This is a genomic window from Embleya scabrispora (assembly GCF_002024165.1).
In the GTDB taxonomy this organism is placed as follows: domain Bacteria; phylum Actinomycetota; class Actinomycetes; order Streptomycetales; family Streptomycetaceae; genus Embleya; species Embleya scabrispora_A.
Map to the genome: position 1 here is coordinate 273,005 of NZ_MWQN01000004.1, position 21,029 is coordinate 294,033.

19 protein-coding genes are annotated in these 21,029 nt (G+C 71.4%); 4 read left to right on the top strand and 15 right to left on the bottom strand.

What is annotated here, in order from left to right:
• Window positions 1-279: 279 nt before the first annotated feature.
• The 7 genes from B4N89_RS41755 to B4N89_RS41785 form a co-directional block, all read right to left on the bottom strand.
• Complete coding sequence (locus tag B4N89_RS41755; protein ID WP_078981849.1) at window positions 280-849, bottom strand: phosphatase PAP2 family protein; 570 nt, start codon at window positions 847-849, stop codon at window positions 280-282.
• Between the two features lie 83 nt (window positions 850-932).
• Window positions 933-1,793 carry an alpha/beta fold hydrolase gene (locus B4N89_RS41760; protein WP_078981850.1) on the bottom strand — a complete coding sequence of 287 codons (861 nt, stop codon included), beginning with the start codon at window positions 1,791-1,793 and terminating at the stop codon, window positions 933-935.
• 183 nt (window positions 1,794-1,976) lie between these two features.
• Window positions 1,977-2,807, bottom strand: coding sequence for a hypothetical protein (locus B4N89_RS41765; protein ID WP_078981851.1), 831 nt, complete (start codon window positions 2,805-2,807; stop codon window positions 1,977-1,979).
• A 255-nt stretch (window positions 2,808-3,062) separates the two neighbouring features.
• On the bottom strand, window positions 3,063-4,088 hold the full coding sequence (locus B4N89_RS41770; RefSeq protein WP_078981852.1) for a PD40 domain-containing protein: 1,026 nt from the start codon (window positions 4,086-4,088) through the stop codon (window positions 3,063-3,065).
• The gene (locus tag B4N89_RS41775) at window positions 4,085-5,383 is read right to left on the bottom strand and encodes an MFS transporter (RefSeq protein WP_078981853.1); all 1,299 of its coding nucleotides are present in this window, start codon (window positions 5,381-5,383) and stop codon (window positions 4,085-4,087) included. Before B4N89_RS41775 ends, B4N89_RS41770 begins: the two co-directional genes overlap by 4 nt.
• Before the next feature lie 104 nt (window positions 5,384-5,487).
• On the bottom strand, window positions 5,488-7,221 hold the full coding sequence (locus B4N89_RS41780) for an alkaline phosphatase family protein (RefSeq protein WP_101897532.1): 1,734 nt from the start codon (window positions 7,219-7,221) through the stop codon (window positions 5,488-5,490).
• A gap of 166 nt (window positions 7,222-7,387) precedes the next feature.
• Window positions 7,388-8,626: a S8 family peptidase gene (locus B4N89_RS41785; protein ID WP_078981855.1), complete on the bottom strand. Its 1,239-nt coding sequence runs from the start codon at window positions 8,624-8,626 to the stop codon at window positions 7,388-7,390.
• A gap of 242 nt (window positions 8,627-8,868) precedes the next feature.
• On the opposite strand from B4N89_RS41785, the gene B4N89_RS41790 reads away from it, so the two are divergent.
• Window positions 8,869-9,855 (top strand): helix-turn-helix domain-containing protein, encoded by a 987-nt coding sequence (locus B4N89_RS41790; RefSeq protein ID WP_078981856.1) that lies wholly within the window; start codon window positions 8,869-8,871, stop codon window positions 9,853-9,855.
• Between the two features lie 439 nt (window positions 9,856-10,294).
• Complete coding sequence (locus B4N89_RS41795) at window positions 10,295-10,723, top strand: hypothetical protein (RefSeq protein ID WP_078981857.1); 429 nt, start codon at window positions 10,295-10,297, stop codon at window positions 10,721-10,723.
• A 79-nt stretch (window positions 10,724-10,802) separates the two neighbouring features.
• Here B4N89_RS41795 and B4N89_RS41800 read toward each other — a convergent pair whose 3' ends face one another.
• The 7 genes from B4N89_RS41800 to B4N89_RS41825 all read right to left on the bottom strand — a co-directional run bounded on the left by B4N89_RS41800 (window position 10,803) and on the right by B4N89_RS41825 (window position 17,813).
• The gene (locus B4N89_RS41800; protein ID WP_078981858.1) at window positions 10,803-12,263 is read right to left on the bottom strand and encodes a phytoene desaturase family protein; all 1,461 of its coding nucleotides are present in this window, start codon (window positions 12,261-12,263) and stop codon (window positions 10,803-10,805) included.
• Entirely contained in the window at window positions 12,260-13,993 is a 1,734-nt protein-coding gene (locus tag B4N89_RS41805; protein ID WP_078981859.1) for an ABC transporter ATP-binding protein, read from the bottom strand. Before B4N89_RS41805 ends, B4N89_RS41800 begins: the two co-directional genes overlap by 4 nt.
• On the bottom strand, window positions 13,990-14,745 hold the full coding sequence (locus tag B4N89_RS41810; protein ID WP_078982366.1) for a class I SAM-dependent methyltransferase: 756 nt from the start codon (window positions 14,743-14,745) through the stop codon (window positions 13,990-13,992). Before B4N89_RS41810 ends, B4N89_RS41805 begins: the two co-directional genes overlap by 4 nt.
• Before the next feature lie 82 nt (window positions 14,746-14,827).
• Window positions 14,828-15,709, bottom strand: coding sequence for a hypothetical protein (locus tag B4N89_RS41815; RefSeq protein WP_235619295.1), 882 nt, complete (start codon window positions 15,707-15,709; stop codon window positions 14,828-14,830).
• Between the two features lie 243 nt (window positions 15,710-15,952).
• Window positions 15,953-16,150 (bottom strand): linaridin-like RiPP, encoded by a 198-nt coding sequence (locus B4N89_RS50345; RefSeq protein ID WP_161501002.1) that lies wholly within the window; start codon window positions 16,148-16,150, stop codon window positions 15,953-15,955.
• A gap of 152 nt (window positions 16,151-16,302) precedes the next feature.
• Window positions 16,303-16,869 (bottom strand): hypothetical protein, encoded by a 567-nt coding sequence (locus tag B4N89_RS50350; RefSeq protein WP_078981860.1) that lies wholly within the window; start codon window positions 16,867-16,869, stop codon window positions 16,303-16,305.
• Window positions 16,866-17,813: an alpha/beta hydrolase gene (locus B4N89_RS41825; protein WP_078981861.1), complete on the bottom strand. Its 948-nt coding sequence runs from the start codon at window positions 17,811-17,813 to the stop codon at window positions 16,866-16,868. The genes B4N89_RS50350 and B4N89_RS41825 overlap by 4 nt, the downstream gene beginning before the upstream one ends.
• Window positions 17,814-18,148: 335 nt before the next feature.
• On the opposite strand from B4N89_RS41825, the gene B4N89_RS41830 reads away from it, so the two are divergent.
• Window positions 18,149-19,081: a hypothetical protein gene (locus B4N89_RS41830; protein WP_078981862.1), complete on the top strand. Its 933-nt coding sequence runs from the start codon at window positions 18,149-18,151 to the stop codon at window positions 19,079-19,081.
• A 210-nt stretch (window positions 19,082-19,291) separates the two neighbouring features.
• Here the strand turns inward: B4N89_RS41830 and B4N89_RS41835 are convergent, their stop codons facing one another.
• Complete coding sequence (locus B4N89_RS41835) at window positions 19,292-19,849, bottom strand: SMI1/KNR4 family protein (protein WP_078982368.1); 558 nt, start codon at window positions 19,847-19,849, stop codon at window positions 19,292-19,294.
• A 252-nt stretch (window positions 19,850-20,101) separates the two neighbouring features.
• On the opposite strand from B4N89_RS41835, the gene B4N89_RS41840 reads away from it, so the two are divergent.
• Window positions 20,102-21,007, top strand: a complete 906-nt coding sequence (locus tag B4N89_RS41840) for a PhzF family phenazine biosynthesis protein (RefSeq protein ID WP_078981863.1) — start codon at window positions 20,102-20,104, stop codon at window positions 21,005-21,007.
• Window positions 21,008-21,029: the final 22 nt, after the last annotated feature.

The following is a 21,029-nucleotide window of genomic DNA, read 5'->3' on the forward strand; positions in this document are numbered from 1 at the left end:
GCGCCGCGCGAAGGCCGGCGCCCCCGCCGGCACGGTCTCGTGAGGTCGCCCGCGCCGTCTCCGAGCCGACCCCGGGCGCTGACGGCGTCACGGACCGCGGTGCGGAGCCGGCGCAGGGTGCCGGGACCGCGCGTGAGAGTCCGACTCCGGGCGACCGTGGGCGAGTTGGGTATGGGCGACGGCTTCGGCCACGGGCGTCCGAACGCCGACAGGTGCAATCCATGGCCGAGCGTCGGTGGACCACCGCCCAGTGGTCGCGTCACTGCGGGCGCCCTCCGCTTACCCGTACCACGCCACACCCGGGATCCACCGGCGCGGCAGTATGCGTGGGGCGCGACGCACGAGCCAGGCGGCGGCGAGGCCGACGGCGGCGCCCGCGGCGACGTCGGTGGGATAGTGGGCGCCGGATTGCACACGTTCGAGGGCGACCATGGCGGCCGGCAGCGCGCAAACGGCGGCCGCGCCGGGCCAGGACGGCGCGACAGCGGTGGTGAACGCGACGGCGGCGGCGGTGTGCCCCGAAGGGAACGACGAGGAATCGGGGCGGTCCTCGACCTCGTCGTGGGGAATCCACTCCTTCGGCGGCCGCGGACGGTCGACCACACGCTTGCACAGGCCATTCGACGCCACCTGCGCGAGCACCAGCGCGGACAACCCGGCCGCCGCGGCGACACACCCGCGCCGGCCGCCGGTGGCGGCCATCACCGCGGCGGCGGCACACCACAACTTGGAACTCTCCGCCGCCTCTTCCACCTCGGACAGAACCCGGCCCACCCCGGCCGGCACGCGCGACGCCGCCGCCCGCGTCCAGGCGCGGTCGACATCGCCCGTCCCCCACGGCATCCTCATGACAGTGCGAATGTCCCCTCACCCGTCGCCCTATTCCTCACCACGGCCACGACCCACGTCCACCTGTCGCGGACTCGCGGACCTCAGCAGGTGAAGAAGGCGCCCAAGGCGGCGGATAGCGGGCCGGGGGCTTCCTCGGCCACATGGTGGCCGGCGTCGATGCCGTGGCCCCGCACGTCATCGGCCCAGTCGCGCCAGATGGCGCGCGGGTCGCCGTACAGGTCCTCCAGATCGTCCCGTAGCGACCACAGGACCAGGACGGGGCAGTCGATGCGTGCGCCTCGGGCTCGGTCCGCTTCCTCGTGTCGGCGGTCCACGGTGAGCCCGGCACGGTAGTCCTCCAGCATGGCGCGGACCACGTCCGGATTTCTGGTGGCGGCCCGCCATTCGTCGTGATTCTCCTGCCCCATGGCCTCGGGGGTGCCGCGGTACCAGGCGTCGGGATCGGCGTTGATGACGCGTTCGGGAATCTCCGGCTGGGCGAAGAAGAACCAGTGCCACCACGCGGTGGCGAACCGGGCGTCGGCGCGGACCAGGTGCTCGCTCAGCGGCAGGCCGTCCACGAACGCTACCCGGGTCACCATCGAGGGGTGGTCCAGCACCAGGCGGAGCGCCACGGCAACCCCACGGTCGTGGCCGACGAGCCCGAAGCGTCGGTGCCCGAGCGCCCGCATGACTTCGATCATGTCCTCGGCGACGGCGCGCTTGGAGTGCGGGACGTGATCGGGAGTGGGCTCCGGGCCGCGAGAGCGCCCGTAACCGCGCAGGTCGGGGCAGACGACGCTGAAGCCACGCCGTACCAGGAGGGGCGCGACCCGGTGCCAGGTCGCCGACGTGCGCGGGTGGCCGTGCAGCAACAGGAGAGGCGGGCCCTCGCCTCCGTACCGAACGAAGACGGATGCCTCGCCGGTGCGCACCGTCCTGGTATCGAACTCCTCGAACACGCAGTGCTCCCTTCGGCTGCGGGGCCCCGGTCTGCGACGCCCCGCCGTTCCGTCTGCCCGGAATGGGCCCCGGCACGTCACCTGGACGTCGAGGAGACGGCGTTCCGCTCGACGGCGCGTCGGCGGCGACCCGTTGTGGTCGGCGCCGGCGTCGCGTTGCCTGCCGTCGGCCCCTGGCGTGTCTCACCGCACCGTGGGTACCCGTTCGCTCAACGCGCGGGCCAAGTGCGCGTCGGTGCCGGGTGGTCGGGTCTCGACCCACCAGCGGGCGCGCCGTTGCCCGTCGCCGTGCGCGCACGCGGCGGCGCAGGCCATGAGCAGGGCGAGTCGGGGCGCGGTCACCCAGTGTTCGTCGGGCGGCCGGCGGCACGGGCAGCGGCGTCCGCTCGAACGGATCGCGGCGGCGACGCTGTGGTTGTACCGGCCGACCAGGCGCAGGATGTCGGACTCCGTGAGCCGCGTCGACGGCTGGTCGGAGGCCTCCCAGGCGCGGACCAGGAGGTCGGCCAGGGCGTATCCCAGCGGCGCGAGGGTCGGTGTGCCGCCGAGTCGTCCGGGACGCGGGTCGACGGCGATGGTGGCCGGCCCCCGGTCGTCGAGCAGGGCGCGCTCGAGGTCTTCGGCGGTCCGGTTCCGGGCGACCCGGCCACACAGCAGGGGCTCGGCGTCGAGCGTGGCGCGTACGGCGTTCCGGCGGGCGGCGTACCCGAACTCGGGTATGTCCCACCGGTGTCGGCGGCCGGCCGGGATCGCGAGTCCGGCGGCGGGGGCGGCGTGCGCGCCGAACACCCGGTGGATGCGCGCGTCGGCGAGACCGAGTCGGGTCACGCTCTCGTGGAGGTCCGCGCGCCCGCGCGGGGTCACCCGCCTCGCGGTGATCAGGGCGTCGAGCAGGTCGTGGTAGGCCTCGGCGACGAGCGCCGAATCCGAAGTCGCGGTGTCGACCGATACCGGAGCGGCGACCGGTACCGGAGCGGCGGGCCGGCCGGAGGGAGAAGCGGGGTGGCGGGTCACGGTCTCTCCCGAGGTATCACGGTGTGGGTGTCGCGGTGGGCGGGGACGGCGCGGTGGAGGCGGCCGGTCGGTCCCGTGGTCCGCCGGAGAAGCGGGGACGGGCGCGGGACGCGGTATGCCCGCGCCGTACGGGTGGAACGTGGCCCTCACCTCGCGGTGGACCGCAGTGCGGCCCGGCCCGCGCGATGGACGGCAGCGCGGGCCGGGCCGGTCGGGGGGCGTGCCCGGCGGCGAGGTCGGACACCGCACGCGCGGTCACGTCGCGGCCCGTTCCTCCGGGGCCTCGGGCGGGGCGAGTGCGACGGGGGAATCGGCGTCGGGGATCACGAGCCTGGGAACTCCGGACCCGTCCGCGGGAACGTGCCAGACGTCGGCGTGCCCGCGCCCGCGTGGCAGTGCGTACGCCACCGTGCGCGCGTCGACCCAGGTGGCCTGGTCGTCGACGGAGCGGGTTTCGGCGAGTGGGGTCACCGTGCCGCCGGCCAGGTCCAAGACCGACAGGCGCCAGCCGTGTCGCGGGTCGCCGTCGACGGCGGATTTGAAGGCCAGCCTGGTCCCGTCCGGGGACAGGGAGGGGCACTCGACGTTCTCCCGCACGGTGCGCAGCGTGCGTGTGGCCAGGTCGCCGTGGACGAGCCGGCGCCGTCCGGCGGTGGACATGGTCGCGTAAAAGTGCCCGTCGTCGCGGGTGAACGTGACGCCCCAGAAGTTGAGGTCCGCGGCTTCGTAGGGCTTGTCGTCCACCAGCACCGACCAGTCCTCCAGGGTCGAGACGAGTTCCCCGGTGCGGGTGTCGAGGATGCCGACGCGCGTGGAGAAGTGGCCGCCGTTGTAGGAGTCTCCGGTGACGAAGACCGTCCAGGTGACCATGCGTCCGCTGGGCGAGACCTGGGCCCGGTTGGGCACTCCGACGAGTGGGAGCGTTCGCCGCGGGTCCAGGTCCGGGCCCAGTACGACCGCCTCGAAGGTCCTCAGACCGCCGTCCAATCGCAGGCAGATCCCGGTGCCCGCGGCGGCGTACAGCCGCACACACGAGGTCGTGGACACGGTGCGGCCGCCACCGGTGTCGGGCGTGGCGACCGAGATCAGGTGGTCGCGGCTGTCGGCTGCGAGGCTGCGCGCGAGCAGGCGCGGTCCCGGAGCGAGGGATACCGCGCCCGGGGTGCCGGCGTCGGCGATCCGCCGGGCGGGCCCGGCGGCGGTGCCGATCGCGACGATCGCGACCGCCAGGAGCGCGACGAAGCCGGCGACGGCGATCAGGATGCGCGGGCGCGGTTTCATTCCGCGGCCTCCTCGGGCGTGGGAGCAGGGGTGCGGGTGGGCCCCGTGAGTACGACCGCCGTGACGGCGATCGCGGCGAGCACGGCCGCGGCGGCGACCCGGGTCGCGGTCGCGGGCCCCCAGGTCACCCATGCGAAGCCGAAGGCGACCGACGAGGCGAGGTAGGCGAGTGCCTGGGCGGTCTGTACGAGCGCCAGTCCGGTCGTGCGCAGCGCGGCCGGCAGCACCGGTGCGGCAAGGGCCATCAGCACGCCGTCGCCGGCCGCGTAGAACGTCCCCAGGCACAGGAGCACGAGGGCGGTGGTCCAGGTGCCGGGGAGCGGGCCGAACAGCAGGAGGTATCCGATGCCCAGGCACAGGTAGCCGCACAGCAGCATCCGCTTGCGCCCCCAGCGGTCGGCGAGTGCGCCCAACGGTGCGGCAAGGGTCAGGTAGACGAGGTTGGTGCCCACCGCGTAGAGGGGGAACCAGCCGGCCGGAAATCCCTGACGGTCCATCAGGACGAGGTAGACGAAGCCGTCGCCGATGGTGGCCAGTCCGAGTACCCCGGCCGCGTACACCGGCCCGCGCACGCGTGGCGAGGCGAGCAGCGCGACGGCGGCGCGCACGGTGACGGGCTTCGCGCGCGGGTGTTCGTCGCGGTGGTCGCGGGTGAACAGCGCCAGGGTCAGGACGCCGGCGCACGCGATGCAGAAGCTGGTCACGAACAGGGCGTCGAACGCGGTCGGTGTCGTGGCGCCCACGATCGACAGCAGACCCAGCGCGACCAGTGGCCCGAGGAAGGCGCCCGCGCTGTCCATGGCGCGGTGGACGCCGAAGGCCCGGCCGAGCAGGGGCTCGGGGGTGGACAGGGTGATGAGCGCGTCCCGCGGCGCCGAGCGCAGGCCCTTGCCGGCGCGGTCCGCGACGATCACCGCGCCGAGTGCCGGCGCGGAGGCGCCCGCGCCGAGGAGGCCCAGCTTGGCCACCGCGGAGATCGTGTAGCCGACGCCGGCGATCCGCTTGCGGCGCCGGGTGCGGTCGGCGATGTAGCCGCCGACCAGGCGCAGCAGTGCGGTTGCCCCGGTGTAGAGGCCGTCCATGACGCCGTATGCGGCGGGGCTGAGGTTCAGTGCGAGGACGAAGTACAGCGGCAGGACGGCGGTGACCATTTCCGAGGAGACGTCGGTCAACAGGCTCACGGCGCCGAGCGCGAGCACGTTGGGGCCGATGGCGACCCGCCCGCGGCGCGGCCGGGCGCGGCGGCGGGGGCGTGGGGTGTCCCGGGCCGGTCGGTCGATGGTCGAGAGGTACACGGTGCGTTGCCCTTCTCGGTGGACGAGCGGAAGCGGGGACCACGGGTGCGGTGACCGAGGGGGAAGACTGCGGTCACCGCACCGTTCGCGAGGGTGGGCGCGGGTCAGCCGGTGATCGTGACGTCGTCGACCTGTGCCTCGATGAGACTGGCGGTACCGGCGTCGGCGGCTTCGATCTCCACCCGGACGGTTCGGCCCGCGAAGGCCGACAGATCCACGTTGGCGACCTGCCACGTACCGGCTACCTCGGTCGCCGTACCGTTGCGTTCGAACACGGTCGTCGCCTGTGTTCCGTCGAGCACCCGGACGCGGAAGTGGTCGTCCGCCCCGGAGTTGTCGCCGGTGGCCAGGTTGTACGAGAACCGCAGATTCGGCGCCGTCGCGCCGGCGGGCAACGTGATCGCGGGAGAGCGCACCGAACTCGCGCCGCCGTCCAGGTCGTTGGCACCGTATTCGGCACCGGCGCGGGCGCCGGTGGACAGCGCGTTGGTACCGGAGACGGTCGTCCCCAGTTGCTTGACCTGTTTGGGGCCGTAGGTGGAGCGCGTCTCGTCGGGATCGCCACGCTCCCAAGCTCCGGAGGTCGCCGTATCGGTTCCGGAGGCGTTCACCGTCCAGCCCCGGTCCGCTTCGAAGTCGTCGTCGAACAGCACGGATCCGCTGCCGGCGGGGCGCACCGTCCAGGTGAACGACGTGGTCGCGACGGCGCCTGCGGCGTCCTTGGCGGTCACGGTGACCGACGCGGTGCCGGGCGTGGTCGGGGTGCCGGACACCCGGCCCAGGGTCGGGTCGAGCGACAGCCCGGCGGGCAGCCCGGTGGCGGCCCAGGTGTAGGGCGCGGTGCCGCCAGAGGCGGACAGTTGCAGGGTGGTCGCGGTGCCCGCGGTGGCGCCCTGGTTGCCGGGGGCGGTGATCACCGGTCCGGCCGTGGCGCTCCAGGCGTCGGTCACGGCGGTCTTGCGGGTCGCCTCGCCCAGTGGCGGCAGGCCGTGCATGTCCTCCAGGGTGCGCAGGACGCTGTAGTGGTTGATCTGGGTCGGTGACTGGTAGCCGGCCTTGACGTTTTGGCCGACGAAGACGGTGTGGATCTGATTGACCGAGCGGAAGTCGTCCTCGTCGAAGGTGGTGATCAGCAGGCTGTTGTGCGTCTTGGCCCACTGCACGTAGCCGTCGAGGTTGCGTTTGAGCCAGGTGTCACCCGTGCCGGTCGAACAGTCGTGCATGTCGTTGCACATGTCCGGTACCACGAACGACACGTCCGGGAGTTTGGCGTAGTCCGACGGGAAGGACGAGAACGGGACGTGGGTGCTCGACCCCGCGGTGCCGGCGAAACTGGCCCAGGGAGCGTGCTTTCGGCGGTACTTGCCGCTCTTGCAGGTCCTGGAACCGGCACTGGGCAGACCCTCCGAGTACGCCTTGAACGTCTTGCCCACCGCGGCGAGTTGTTGCCCGAGGTTGTCGCCGCTCAGGTCGGTGCAGTCGTCGCCGGTCACGCCGTGCTGCGAGCCGGAGAACAGTCCGATGTAGTTCGGCTGGCTGGGGTGGGTGATGCCGAACGAGTTGGTGAACAGGGTGCCCTGCGCGGCCAGGGAGTTGAAGTAGGGGGCCTTGGAACTGCCTTTGATCGTCTCGTAGTTGGTGTTCTCGAACAGCACGACCACCACGTGGTCGAACTCGGGTACGGCCGACGACGACATGGCGGCGGCGGGCGTGGCCGCGTGCCGTTCGGTGGCGTTCGCGGCGGGCGAGAGCGAGGCGGTTGCCGCGACCAGTAGGGCCAGCGCGGGGAAACCGAGCGTGGCCGGGACGCGTTTGATCCGCATCGGGGACCTCCTCATGGGGACTTCCTCGAAGGACGGTGAGTGGTGACGGCGAGGTGAGCCGCCGTGGACGGATACGGGCGCAAGGGGCGGACGGGTCGGCCCGCGCTCGGCCGGGGGGCCGCGGGCGGCGGGGCGCGCGGCGAGGGAGGTGCCCGCCGGGGGCACGGGCCGGCGCACCGGCTCAGCTCGTCGGCGCGGTCGAGGCGGCGGGAGGCGTCGAAGCGGCCGAGGGGCCGACGTGCAGTAGGCGATTGGGCGTTCCGGCGCGAACGTCGGCGATCTTGCCGACGGTGGCGTCGGCGATCAGCGCGCGTTCCACCTCGGCGGGGGTCGCCGTGGGGTGTTCGGACAGCCACAGGGCGGCGGCACCGGTCACGTGCGGCGCGGCCTGCGAGGTACCGGTCCTGGTGTTCGTGGCCGTGTCACCGGTGTACCAGGCCGACTTGATGTCCGTTCCGGGGGCGAACAGGTCCGTGCAGGAGCCGTAGTCGGAATCACCACGTCGTCGATCGCGGGAGTCGGCGTTGTTCACCACGATGGCCTGTGTGATCGCGCCCGGCGTGTTGCGGCACGCGTCCGCGCCGTCGTTACCGGAGGAGACGACCCAGGTGACGCCCGAGGCTATCGAGTTGCGGATCGCGGTCTCCTCGCTGCGGCTGCGCGAACCGTTGATGCTCATGTTGACCACGGCCGGCTTCACGGCGTGCGCGGTGATCCAGTCGGCGGCGGCGATGATGTTCGAAGTGCTCGCGCTGTCCTTGCAGTCGAGCACCCGTACGGAGACCAGGTGCACGCCCTTGGCCACTCCGTAGTCCCGGCCGCCGATGGTGCCGGCCACGTGGGTGCCGTGCCCGAAACAGTCCTGACCGGCCCGGCCGTCCCCCACCTCGTCGACACCGACGCTCGCGCGTCGCTCGAACTGGCCGTGCGAGGTGCGGATGCCGCTGTCCACGACGTACACGGTCACCGCGCTCGCGGTGTTCGGGTAGGTGTACGCGTGATCCAGGGGCAGGCCGCGCTGGTCCACCCGGTCCAACCCCCAGGAAGGGGGATCGAACTGGGTGGACGCGGCGGTGTGTGCCTCGGTGTCCGGCTCCACGTAGGCCACCTGTGCGTCCGCGGCGATCCGGCGCACCTGCCCGGCGTCGAGGTCGGCGGTGAACCCGGCGAGGGCCGAGGCGTAGGTACGCACGATCGTGCCGCCGTACGCCTCGACGAGGCGGGTGGACCGCGCTCGGATCGTGTCGGGTGGCAGGGTCGTGTCCTTGAACACCACGATGTGGCGACCCGTCGGTGGCCGGGCGGCGAAGTCGCTCGGATTCGCGGGGGCGTTGCCGGCGTGGGACTGCTGAACGGCGAGGAATGGAAGGAGGACCGCCGAGACGACGACCGCGATCGACTTTCGGACTCGTGTGCGCACATCTGCTCCAGACGGGAGGGCTTCGACGCCTTGACGCCCCGACGCCATGCCGGATGCGGGATCCGGGATACGGGGTTCGCAGGTCTACTCCCGATCCGAGTCGGCGGCGGCACACGTTCGCCAATGACACGAATGGGCGCACCACGCCAACCGGTTCGCCGTCCTGTCATTCTTTTCCCGGATCGGGCAGCCTGTCCGCTCCACGGGACACGACGCCCGACCGGAAGGCGAAGGGGACGGCCATGCGCGACGAGGAACTCCCCACACACCTGGCCCGCCTCGGTTTGGGGGATCGGGAGACCCTGCTGTACCTGGGCCTGCTGCGCACCGGACCCCTCGCGCCGGCGGAGGCGGCCGCACGCCTGGGCCTCGATCTCGACGAAGCGGACGAGTGCGTGAACCACCTCGTGGACCTGGGCCTGGTCTCCGCCGGCGGACCCGACCCGGCGGCCGTCACCCCGATCGAGCCGAGCATCGGCATCGAACGCCTCGCGCACACGCGCTCCGCGGAACTGCGCGAAGCCCAACTGGCGGCGATCGACGCCTACCGGCGATATCGTCGCTCCGTCCACCCCCACGCCGCCATGGACGAACTGGTCGAAGTACTCACCGGATCGCGGGTCGAAGAGCGCATCCACCAGGCCGAGGGCGCCGCGAGATCCGAGGTGCTGCGCTTCGACTCGCCGCCGTACCACACGGGAGGGGTCCCCAACGAGACGGAGGAGCACAACCTCGCCCACGGCGTCGAGTACCGCATCGTCTACTCGAAGTCCGCCGTGCAGAACAATCGTTACTACGCGTGCAACATCCAGCCGTGCATCGCCGCCGGCGAACAGGCCCGCGTACTGCCCACCGTCCCCGTGAAACTGACCATCTTCGACCGCCGCCAGGCCCTGGTGTCGATGTCGTTCGTCGAGGCCGACATCAACGACTCGATCCTCATCGTTCGCCCGTCGAGCCTGCTGTCGGCCCTGATCGGCCTGTTCGAATCCTCGTGGCGCTCGGCGTTCCCGCTACACCTGGGCGGCCGCGTCCCGACGACGCTGCGCCCCCTACACCGCCGCATCCTGGAACTGCTCGCCGGCGGCCTGACCGACGAGAACATCGCCGAACTGCTCGGCATCAGCCGCCGCACCCTGTCGCGCAACCTCGAACAACTCAACGCCGGCGCCGGCGCCACCACCCGCTTCCAACTCGCCCTGTACGCAACCCGAAAGGGCTGGATCTGACAGCCGCCATCCACCGCATCGGGCGCGACGGCGGGGTACCGGGCCTGGTGGCCACGCTCGATCTCCTCCCCCGACCGTGAGCGCCTGGCAACGCGCCGGGCGGGCGGCACACACCGAACGGCGTTCCGGTGTCGGTGTCGACGCGTCCAACTCCGTCCGGTGGGCCTGGAGGCCTGGCGGCTGCGCGCCAAGGTCGCTCCCGAAGGCGAAAGCCTGCGCCCGTGGCTCTTCGGGGTCGCCGTCAACGTTCTGCGCAACAGCGCCCGCGCGGCCCGCCGCTATCAGGTGGCCCCGGCCCGGGTCCCGGCCTGCGAGCCCGTCCCCGGGCAGCGTGTACCGCATCGAGTGTCCCGAAGTTGTCGGGCCACCTCCCGGGCGGGGTGCGCGCTCGGCGCTCGACCGCCCGACGGCAACGGGCGCGACCACTACCGTGCTCCACATGGACTTGCAGACGAGCATGACGGGCCTGACCGACGAGGCCCGACAGCAGGTGCGCGACCGCGTATGGGTGCTGACCTCCCACGACCACGCCCTCGCCCTCCAGGTGGAAGCCGGCCTGCGCGAGGCGGTCGGCTCACCGGAGACCCATCAGGACCTGCCGGCCATCAACCGGCTCGAACGGCTACGGGAAACCCTCGCCGTCCTGGCGATCTCCCTCGCCCGCACCCACGGACACCTGGCGTGGTTCCTCTCCGGCGCCCTCACCGTCCTCGAACCCGTCCTGCGCTGGCGCGCCCTGCCCGCCGAGCGCCGTGAATCCTTCGGCACCGTCGTCCCCGACCCCGGGCAGTACACCCAAGCCGAGAACGCCGTCCGCCACCTCCAGGACACCATGGCCCAAATCACCGCCACGCCACCGCAGCAGTGACCCGAGTCCGAGTCTTCCCGGGCCATCATCCGCCGAAGAAGTGGAGGAGGTGCCATACCCGAGCCGTCGGCCGGACACCTCACCGCGCCCCTCGGTCACACGGCCCCAGGCGCGGGGCGGTGCTCACGTCGAACTCCCTGTGCAGGGCGGCCCGGGCTGCGAAGTACCCGCACATGCCGTGCACGCCGGGGCCCGGGGGTGTCGACGCCGAGCACAGGTACACGCCGGGCAGGGGCGTACGGTACGGATTCCAGGCCGCCACCGGCCGGAAGACGGACTGGGTGAGCGTGACGGCTCCCGCGCCGATGTCGCCGCCGGGATAGTTCGGGTTGTACGTCTCGTATGCGGCCGCCGACACACCGCGCGAGGCGATCACCGTGTCGGTGAAGCCGGGGGCATACCGTTCGATGCGCCGGGTGATCAGCGGCACCGGATCCCGGGTGTCGCCGTTGGGCACATGGGCGTAGGCCCACACCGGGCGGCGGCCGCCGACGGCGCGGCCGGGGTCGGTCACGGCGGGGTCGACCAGGAGTACGAACGGTTCTTCGCCGGCTTCGCCCCGGACCGCCGCGTTCTCCGTCGCGATTGTCGCCGGGCGGGTACCTCCCAGGTGCACGGTCCCGGCCCGGCCCACCTCCGGGGCGGCCCACGGGATGGGCCCACCGACCAGGAAATCGGCCTTCGCCGCGCCGGGACCGTAGCGGTAGCGGTCCAACGCGCGACGGTAGCGCGGCGGCAGCCGGTCGCCGGCCAGCGCGGCCAGGCCGCGCGGTGTGGTGTCCAGCATGATCACCCGGGCGTCGAGTTCCGCGAGGTCGGTGATCCGGCGGTCGGTGTGCACCGTACCGCCGTGCGCTCGCAGGTCGTCGGCCAGGGCATCGGCGATGCGAACGCTGCCGCCTTGCGGCAGCGGCCAGCCGGTCGCGTGGGCCAGGTGCCCGAGCAGCAGTGCGATGGCGCCTGCGGGCGCGCTGGGCAGTCGGCCCATCGCGTGCGCCGCGACTCCGGTGAGCAGTGCCCGGCCGGCCTCGGTACGCAACCCGTTGGTCCGCAGGAGGTGTCCGAGCACGCGCGGGCCCAGCAGCAGCGGGGCGGCGAAGTCGGGCGGCAGGGACCGCTGGCTGGACAACAGGAAGTCGGTCACGCCCGTACTGTGCCGCATCAGCGGCGCCATCAGCCGTCGCCAGCGGCGGCCGTCCGGGCCGAGACCCTCGCAGGTCTCGGTGAGGTCGTGGTGGGCCAACGCGGCGGCGCCGCCGTCCAGGGGATGCGCGTAGGCGATCGGCGCCCGCAGCAGCGTCACGCCGCGCGCCGCGAGGTCGAACTCCCGGAAGAACGCGGACGCGGCGGCCATGGGGTGCACTGCCGCGCAGACGTCGTGCCGGACCTCGGCGTCGAAGAGCGCCTGGGCGCGAAGGCCGCCGCCGATGGTGGCGGCCTGTTCGTGGACGTGCACGGTCAGCCCGGCGCGCGCCATGGTGACCGCGGCGGCCAGGCCGTTCGGGCCGCTGCCCACGACGGCGACGTCGACGCGCGTCATGCCGGCGCTTCCTCGGTGGCGAACTGCAGGCCGGCAAGCCGCCGATACACCTCGTCCGACTCCACGAGTTCCCGGTGGGTACCGATCGCTCGCACGCGTCCCTCCTCCATGACGATGATGCGGTCGGCTTGCACGATGGTGGACAGTCGATGGGCGATGGCCAGCACCGCGCACTCGCGAGCGGCTTCCGCCATCGCGTCGCGCAGCGCGGCCTCGGTCTCGCTGTCCAGGTGTGCGGTGACCTCGTCCAACAGAATCACCGCCGGCCTCTGCAACAACGTGCGGGCGATCGCGAGCCGCTGCCGCTGGCCGCCGGACAAGCCTGCGCCGCGCTCCCCGAGTTCGGTGTCGAGCCCGTCGGGCAGGGCGGCGACGAAGCCCGCCAGGCTGGCGAGCCGCAGCGCACGGGCGATCTCGGCCGGGTCGGCCTCGGGATTCGCATAGGTCAGATTCTCCCGGATCGTACCGCGCAGCAATGGCGTGTCCTGCTCGACGTAGCCCACCAACGACCGCAGTTCGGCGAGCCCGAGGCCGGCGACGTCACGGCCCGCGACCCGGATCGTGCCGGAATCCGGCCGGTGGAAACGCTCGATGAGCTGGAACATCGTCGTCTTCCCGGCGCCGGAGGCACCGACGATCGCGGTCAGGCCGCGACACGGCAGGGTGAAGGAGACGCCCCGCAACACCGGGGCGTGCTCGCGATACGCGAATCCGACATTCTCGAAGCGGATCGCGGACGTCCACTGCGCGACGGGCTCGCACTCCCGCCCCTTCCCGGGTTCCGCGTGCACGTCCTCCTCCTGCGGAATCGCTCCCAGCTCCGCCACGCGCTGAACCGCGGCACGGCCCTGCTGGATCTGGCCGATCGACATGAACAGCACCACCAGCGGCGTCACCAGGTAGAACAGGTACATCACGAACGACGTGAGCTCGGCGGCCGACAGCGACCCCGTGGCGACGCGGGCCATGCCCCAGCAGACGACGACGGCGAGCGAGAGTTGGGTACCGACGTTGATCGCCGGAGTCAGGAGCGAACCGAACCCGGTGACCCGGATTCCGCTGCGCCGCGCCCGCGCCGCCAAAAGTGTCAGTTCCTCGGTCTCGCGCTCCTCCGCGCGCGACGCCTTGACCGTGGTGAGCGCGCCGAGCACCCGTTGCAGACCCGAACCGAACGCGCCGATGTCCTCCCGGTTCCGCAGGGCGGCGATGCGCACCCGACGGGCCAGCAGCAGCGCACAGCCACTGGCCAGGCCGAGGCAGCCGACCGCGGCAAGCAGCAGTCTCCAGTCGAGCCTGGCCATCAGCACGATCCCACCGCCCAGCATGAAGACGGAGGTCACCATCTGCGCCATCGCCTGAGCAATCGTCAGGCAGGCGATGGAGGTGTCGGACACGGTCCGCGCGAAGACGTCTCCGTGCTCCAGGCGCGAGAAGTGCGGGATCCGGCTGCGGAGCAGGCGGGCGCCGAGAACGCGCCGGACGTCGAAGACGATGTTCTCGCCGGCCCGGCCGATCGTATAGGCGTGTCCCGCGCTCAGCCCCGCGTCCACGAGGAAGAACAGCGCGATGAACGCGATGGGCCGCGCGATCGACTCGTCCAAAGACACGGCCCGGATCAGCCGACCCAGCATCCAGGGCTGAGCGAGCTTGGCCGCCGCACCGGCCAGGCCCAGGACCAGACCGCAGATCAGCAGGATTCGATGGCGGCGGACGATTTCTCGCAGGTTCATGCGGGCTTGGTGTAGGACGCGACGAACAGGCCGGCGTCGAGTGTGTAATCGGCCCGCTGCCAGTTGCCGTAGTGGCCCTCGGGCCGCAGTCCGCAGTCCCGGGCATAGCCGTCGACCTCGTCGGGCGTGAGCAGCCGCGCGGTCTCGGTCCCGATCCGGTGCGTGCCGTCGCTCTCGAACAACACGGTGGAGACCTGCCAGATCCGGTCGTCGGCCAGGAGAGTGGCGTGCAGTTGAAGGCCGGTGTCGCGCTCCGGGTACGGCACGAACAAGGTGGTGCGGACCAGCCCCTGATGCAGGTTCACGATGCCGGGTTGGTTGTGCGTCTCGACCAGCAATCTGCCGCCGGGCCGCAGGTGTTCGGCCGCGCGGGCGACGGCGTCCCGCTGCCCCTCGGGGTCGAGGATCAGGGAGAGCGTGGAGCAGACGCAGTAGACGAGGCCGTACCGTCGGTCGCCGCGGTAGGTCCGGATATCGCCGAGTTCGGCGATCACCTCGCCCTCGTCGGCCTTCTCTTCGAGAGCTGCCAACATCTCCGGCGAGGAGTCCACGCCGACGACCGGGCCGACACGGTGGGACAGCGGCAGCGCGATACGGCCGGTCCCGACCCCGAACTCCAGCGTGCCCCGGGCCGGGTCCGGGTGGAATCGTGCCAGGGCGTCGACGGTGGCGCGGGTGGCGGCGGCGCTCGGGAAGACGCGGTCGTACCAGCCGCGGAACTGCCCTCCGTAGCCGATGTCTTCGATCGTCATGGGTTCTCCGTTTCCGTGGAAGGAGCTCGGCATGAGACGCCGCCGCGCCCGCGTCGATCCGCAGCCGACGCGTCCGAGCGGCTCACGGAGCGAGGGCGAGGCAGGGAGCGAGCCGGGTCGCGGCGGTCGATTCGCGGCGGCGCTGGGACAGCACGTAGTGGATCGCCGGATGCGTGGCGCCGAACGCGAGAACGAAGCGGTTGAGTCCCATGAACTCGCCGATGCCGACGTGGAACACCAACATCGTGGCGAGGTAGGCGCGAGCCGCGGGTTTGGGGAGCACGTAGATGAGGGGGAAGCCGCATTCGATGACGATGGTGCCCCAGGACAGTGCCGTGGAGATGACCGGGTAGCGGGTGATCAGGCGATGCGCGCGCGGATCACCGTAACTCTTCGTCCGCATCACCCCGGCAACGGCGTCACCCTTGAGCCAGACCGGGGAGACGGCTTTCACCACCCCGGAGGCGACGTAGGAGAGCGAGGTCTCCAGTGCCAGTGTCCGCATCGCCAGATCGTCGGCCTGTTCGAGGTCTCGGATCAGCCCGGTGGAGGCCATCGTGACGTTGATGACCTGCTGCAACTGGTCGGCGCCGTCGCGCCCGAACGGAATGAAGGCGGATTGCGCGCTCTGTAGGACGGCCAGCGTCAGGCCGCCGGCGATCCGCAGCGGCCGGTTTCCGGGCCACAGGAAGGTGGCCGCCGACACGGCGGCCTGCGTGCCGTAGAGCGTGTAGGGGAACGCCCTCGACGCCAGCGCGCGATTCACGCGGGGGAATCTCTGCGCGAGTCTCGGATGGAAGCTCTCGACCTGGCTTCCCAGCAGATCGCCCTTCACGAATCGTTTGTGTTGGCTGAGCGTCTCCAACGCCGCCACGAACGTGCCGGCGGAGGCGAGGCGGCGCACCGCGATGGACGGACGCGACGGGGCCAGGGACGAGGCCGCCCGGGTCAGGCGACGGAACACGGAGTCTCCTTCCGGTGAGGGTGGGGGCCGGGGACAGGAAGGGCACCTGTCCCCGGCTGTGACGGTGTCGGGCGGCGCGGGGCGGTTCGCCGTACGCCGAACATCGCGCGGCGCGCACGAGCAGCGCGCCGCCGTTGGGAACGTCGGCGGCCCCGGCGCCTGCGAGGCACGGCCGGTACGGTCACCGGCCGCCGGTGGTCCCGGCCGGGTCCCCGCCCGCGACACCGGGTTCGGCGCCGACCGTCAGTGAGCGTTTCGGTTGACGTAGTTGGCGATGTTCTGCGCCAGCATGTCCGTTGCGACCGCGAAGACGGCCGTGATGAGCGGGGTGGCCATCACGGGGTCGGCGGGGCTGTCCAGGCGGGCGGCGTCGATTCCCGAGAGCATCCCCGGGGAGACATCGGTCAGGGATGCGTTGGCGAATTGGGCTACTGGCGACATGTGTTCCCTTTCATAGTGATCCTTCGGTGGATCTCCGACGGTGCGGTGACTGCTCCCCAGCGGGGCACGAGGCCCGTCTCGGCTGGGGGTCCCGCTCTCACGTGCGGGTGTGGGTGATTCGGCGTGAGGGCGAGGCTCCCGGCCGACGCGGTCTACCGCGCGGCTGCGGCTGCCGACGAATCGGGGCGCAGCGGGATGTGCCGAGAGGCGAACAAGGGTTCCACCGCGTACGGTTGCCCGCGTTCGGGGTGACCCCGCAGCAGCATGAACTGCGTGTGGTCGGCGCCCGGGTCGTGCGGGATCCGGGTGGTCAGGTAGTCCCGAAGGATCAGGTAGCCGGGGCTGGAGGTGATCCGGACCATGTCGGCGCACGAATCGTTGGACACCTTGATGATGACCTGGAGCGTGTCGAGGAGGACCTTGGGGGCGCGGTTGCCCGCGTTCCAGGCCAGGGCATACCACGGCCGGTCCGGGGTCACCTCGATTTCCTTCCAGGGAGCCGCCGTGCCCGCGGTGATGTCCCGGTAGAGCAGGTGTGCGTCGTCCACGCCGGGATTGGGGCCGAAGAACCGCCAGTTGGGCGCCGGAAGGAGGCGAAAGGGGCCTCTTGCCAGAAGACGGTCGAATCGCTGGTCGGGAAGCTGGCCGGCGACGGTGCTGACCAGCCATGCCGCGAGCCCGGTGGATACCGCCGAGTAGACGACGCGTTGCCCGTTCATGCCCTGCCCCCGGGGACGATCAGTTCGGCGATGGTCTTCGCGGGGGTCTCCTCCGCGACGACCCCCATGTGGTCGGCGTCCTCCCGCACGTGATGCGAGGACACATCCGACAGCTCCAGCATCCGTTCCTGCGACGCGCGGTGCGCGACACCGCGCGTGCCCTTCAACGCCGTCACCACGTGCAGCGGGACGGCCACCTTCCCGACGGGCGGGTAGGTGCGCGCCGCCATGTACTCCCGGTACGCGGTGGCCCACACCCGCGGCCGGGCGTGGTACGCGGTGAGACTCTCCTTGACGTCCTCGGCGTAGTGTTCGCGAACCGGTGTCATCGGGCGTAGGACGTTGAGCCCGGAGGCGGCCCACAGGCATTCCATCAGCAGCCGCTGGCGCGTCCACCAGTCGGGCAACAGGCCGAGACTGGCCTGCAGGTCGGCGATGATCGTGGGGTCGACCATCACCACGTGGGACAGATTCGCGTCGGTCCGCGAGGCGGCGTACGCGGCGGCCATGTAGCCGCCGATCGAGTGCCCCACCAGGACCAGCGGCAGGCCGTCGAGATAGTGCCCGCGCAACTCGTCGACGATGCGGAACTGTTCCGCCAAGCCGATGTCCGGCAGCGGACTGCTGAGCCCGTGACCGGGCCGGTTGTAGCCCACGCAGGCCGCGTTCTCGGGCAGGTGCTCGCGTACCCGGGCCCATTGTTCGTGCGGAAGACCGAGGCCGTTGAAGAAGATCACCCCGAACTCCGCGCCGGACGGGCGCAGGTGGTCGACCTCGACCACGCGGCCGTCGGCGCGGGCCATCGTGGAGAACGCCGCCCTCCGCCGCCGGCTGCCGAGAAGCCGCGTCCGCGCACCGACCGCCCAACCGCCGACGCACAAGGCCGCCACGCCGACGGCCACCTTCCGCTCCATGGACATCATTCCCACTGTCCGCGCGCCCATCTGCTCTCCTCCTGTGTGATCTCGGAGCCGGGCCTCACCCCGGGCCGACGGCCCCGAAGGCGCATCGTCCCCGCCCCGGTGCGCCCTTCGAACCTGGGCCACCGGGTGTCGGGCGGGCAAGCGGCACCGCCGTCCGGGACATGTCCGGATCGGTGCGGGACATGTCCGGGACACCTCACGAACACGCCCGGCGCCTGAACGCGCGGGCATTGCACCGCACGTCACGGCGACACCATCGCGAAGGGCATCCCTGGAGGCGCGTTCGAACGGGTCGACGATCAATAGGCTCTCCTGAGCGCCACGAACCGTGGTTCGAGCCGAGCCAAGGGGGATTCATGCGGGATTCGATCAAGACGACGCGCGTCGAGGTTCCGACCGCCTTCGACGCGGACCCCGAGCACCGCGCCCTGTGCTGGACCGTCGGACCGACAGGTGACTTGGCCGTTCTCCTGGTCCACCGACGGCACCTGGAGCACATGGGTTACATCAAGGGCTGGGTGGGGTGGGTCCCGAAGCCCCCGTTCGACGGCGTCCTGGTGACCCGCCGGTCCGACGGCTCCGTCGACCGCCTACCGCTCGAAGACGTGCCGATACGCCCCAGCCACATCGCGCTCCTTCCCGACGCCCGACTGCTCGTGGCCGGCGGCCGTGCACCTCGCAGCGAAGCGGGAGTCTGGGAGCCGAACACCGTCGTCTACTCCCCGGAAGGCGAGCCCGAGCACAGCTTCTGCCTCGGCGACGACATCCCCGTGCTGACCACCGACCGCAGCGGACGAGTCTGGACGGCCTACGGCGACGAGGGCATCTACGGCGGCCACCCCGAGTCCACGGCAGGGCTTGCGGGCTGGAGCTCCACCGGACAAGCAGTCTGGGCGCCGGAGGGACGACTTCCCGACTTGCCCCTGCAAGGCTGTACCGCGGCCACCGACGGCGACGACGTCTGGCTCGTGTGGTACTCCGGCACCCGCCACGGCGGCACCTTCCTCACGCGCATCACCTCGTCCACCGGCGAAGTCGCCAGTTGGCCGAGCCCGGTACGCGTCCCGGACGGCTTCGCCGTACGGGACGGGCGGGCCGTCCTGACCCGCCGCAACCACAATCAGCGATCGACGAACGTCACCCGAGCCGAACTCGACGGCGACACATGGGTCATCACCGACGAGCGCAGGATCACCGTCCCCGACCGCGTCGTCATGCACTGCGGACAAGGTCGAGACGGCACACTCCGGCTCCGAGCCGGCGACGCCTGGGTCCACATTCGGGCATGACCGAACGCCGGCGGCATCGATCACGTCAACGCCCCCGGGTAGGGCGCACGTGGCTCGTCACCGTTCCGGCCTGCCCGACGGGAGCAATTCGCCATCACCCACGGCAATACGTGGCGCGAGGCCAAGGCCGACGCCGACGTTGTGAAGCGAGCTCGGATCGCGCCCGCGGTGAAGTGGCCCGCGCCCACGGGGTGCAGCGGCGATGTGTCGCTAGCCGCTGGAGGACAGGCGGCTTGCAGCTTGATCCCACGGCTGCGGCTCGACCACGTCGTCCCTGTCGCAGGCGCCCTCCTCGAACCAACCCGTTCCCGCGAGCCATGTCTCCAGCCACGCGGCCAGGCCGGCGGAATCGAGGAACCAGCACTCCTCCCACGACCCGCCGCCATAGGGGTTCGGCTCGAAGAGCAGGACTTGACCATCCTCATCGAAACAGTCCACACCTGCATACATGGCACAGCCCCAGGTCATGATCGGCACGACACCTTCGGGCCAGTCCGGATGCTCCTCTCCAGCGGATTCCTCCCGTCGCGCGAGATACTCGCCAACGACGCCGGTGCCCGGACCGAGCAGTGGCAACAGTTGGTAATCGGGGCCGAAGCCGCCGTCGGCGACCTCGCGATACAGGCGCGCAAGCAGCGGGTGCAGCGCGAACCCCAGTCGCGCCTCGGCCTCCGCGATCTGCCGAGGGCCGACCCGAGCGGGAAGGACGCGGTTGTCGGATGCGGCCCGGATGGCGACGCGCCGCACAAGGTCATCGATGTCCGTCATGGCCGTGATGCTGCCGGCCCCTACCGACGTCCTGACGGTACGCGCACGGTGTCGCCGTAGCGCCAGGAGACCGAAAGACCGCCCGTGCTCGTCGCCTTCGAAGCGGACGCCGGTGGGGCGCATCCGGTCTCGTGCCTCATCGACGCGGCGAAGGCACGCGGTGGGGATCCGGATCGCTTCATAACGATCCATTATGTCGAGCACGCAGATATTGCGGTTCCCGATGATCGGAGCCGTATCTACGCTGGCCCCATGGCCCCTCCTTCCGTCGGATACCACCACGTGGACGTGTTCGCCGAACTGCCCTACACCGGCAACAGCTTGGCCGTGTTCGTCGATCCGCCGACGCTGTCGGTCGATCGGATGCTCCGGATCACCCGGGAGCTTCGGCACTTCGAGTCGATCTTCGTGGGCCGTCGAACGGACAACGTGATCCACGCGCGTGTGTTCGACCTGATCGAGGAACTCGGCTTCGCCGGGCACCCCGTCATGGGCGCCGCCGCAGTGCTTCACCTGCGGAGCGCGGTCGCCTCGGGCGAAGAACTCCGATGGACGTTCGAACTGCCCGCGCGGACCGTACGGGTCACCACCAGCGGCGACGACGCGGGCCGCGTGTTCGCCCTGCTCGACCAGGGCCGTCCCGAACTGGTCGCCCGCGCAGACGCCATCGACCGGGTGGCGGTCGCCGCCTCGCTGGGTCTGAGCCCGGACGAACTCCGAGAGGACCTGCCGACGGAGGTGCACTCCACCGGCCTGCGCTACCTGATCGTGCCGGTGCGCGACGCCGACGTGCTCGGCAGAGCGCACATTCGCCGCGCGGACTTCGATGCCTTTCTCGCCGCCCTCGGGGCGGAGTTCGTCTACGTCCTCGACGTCGACTCGCTTCAGGGCAGGCACTGGAACAACGACGGCGTCCGGGAGGACGTCGCCACCGGAAGCGCCGCAGGCTGCGTGGCGGCGTACCTGATGCGCCACGGGCACGCGTGCCACGGCCGTCCATCGGCGCTCGGCCAGGGGCGGTTCGTGGGCAGGCCCAGCACGATCACGATCACCGCGTACGGTCGGCCCGACGAGGTCGAACGGGTCATCGTGGGCGGCACGGTGACGCCGGTGGGCACCGGTACGCTGCACGCTCTCCCGGCCGAGGGGCGGCCGTGACCCCGGCGGGCACGCGGCCGGC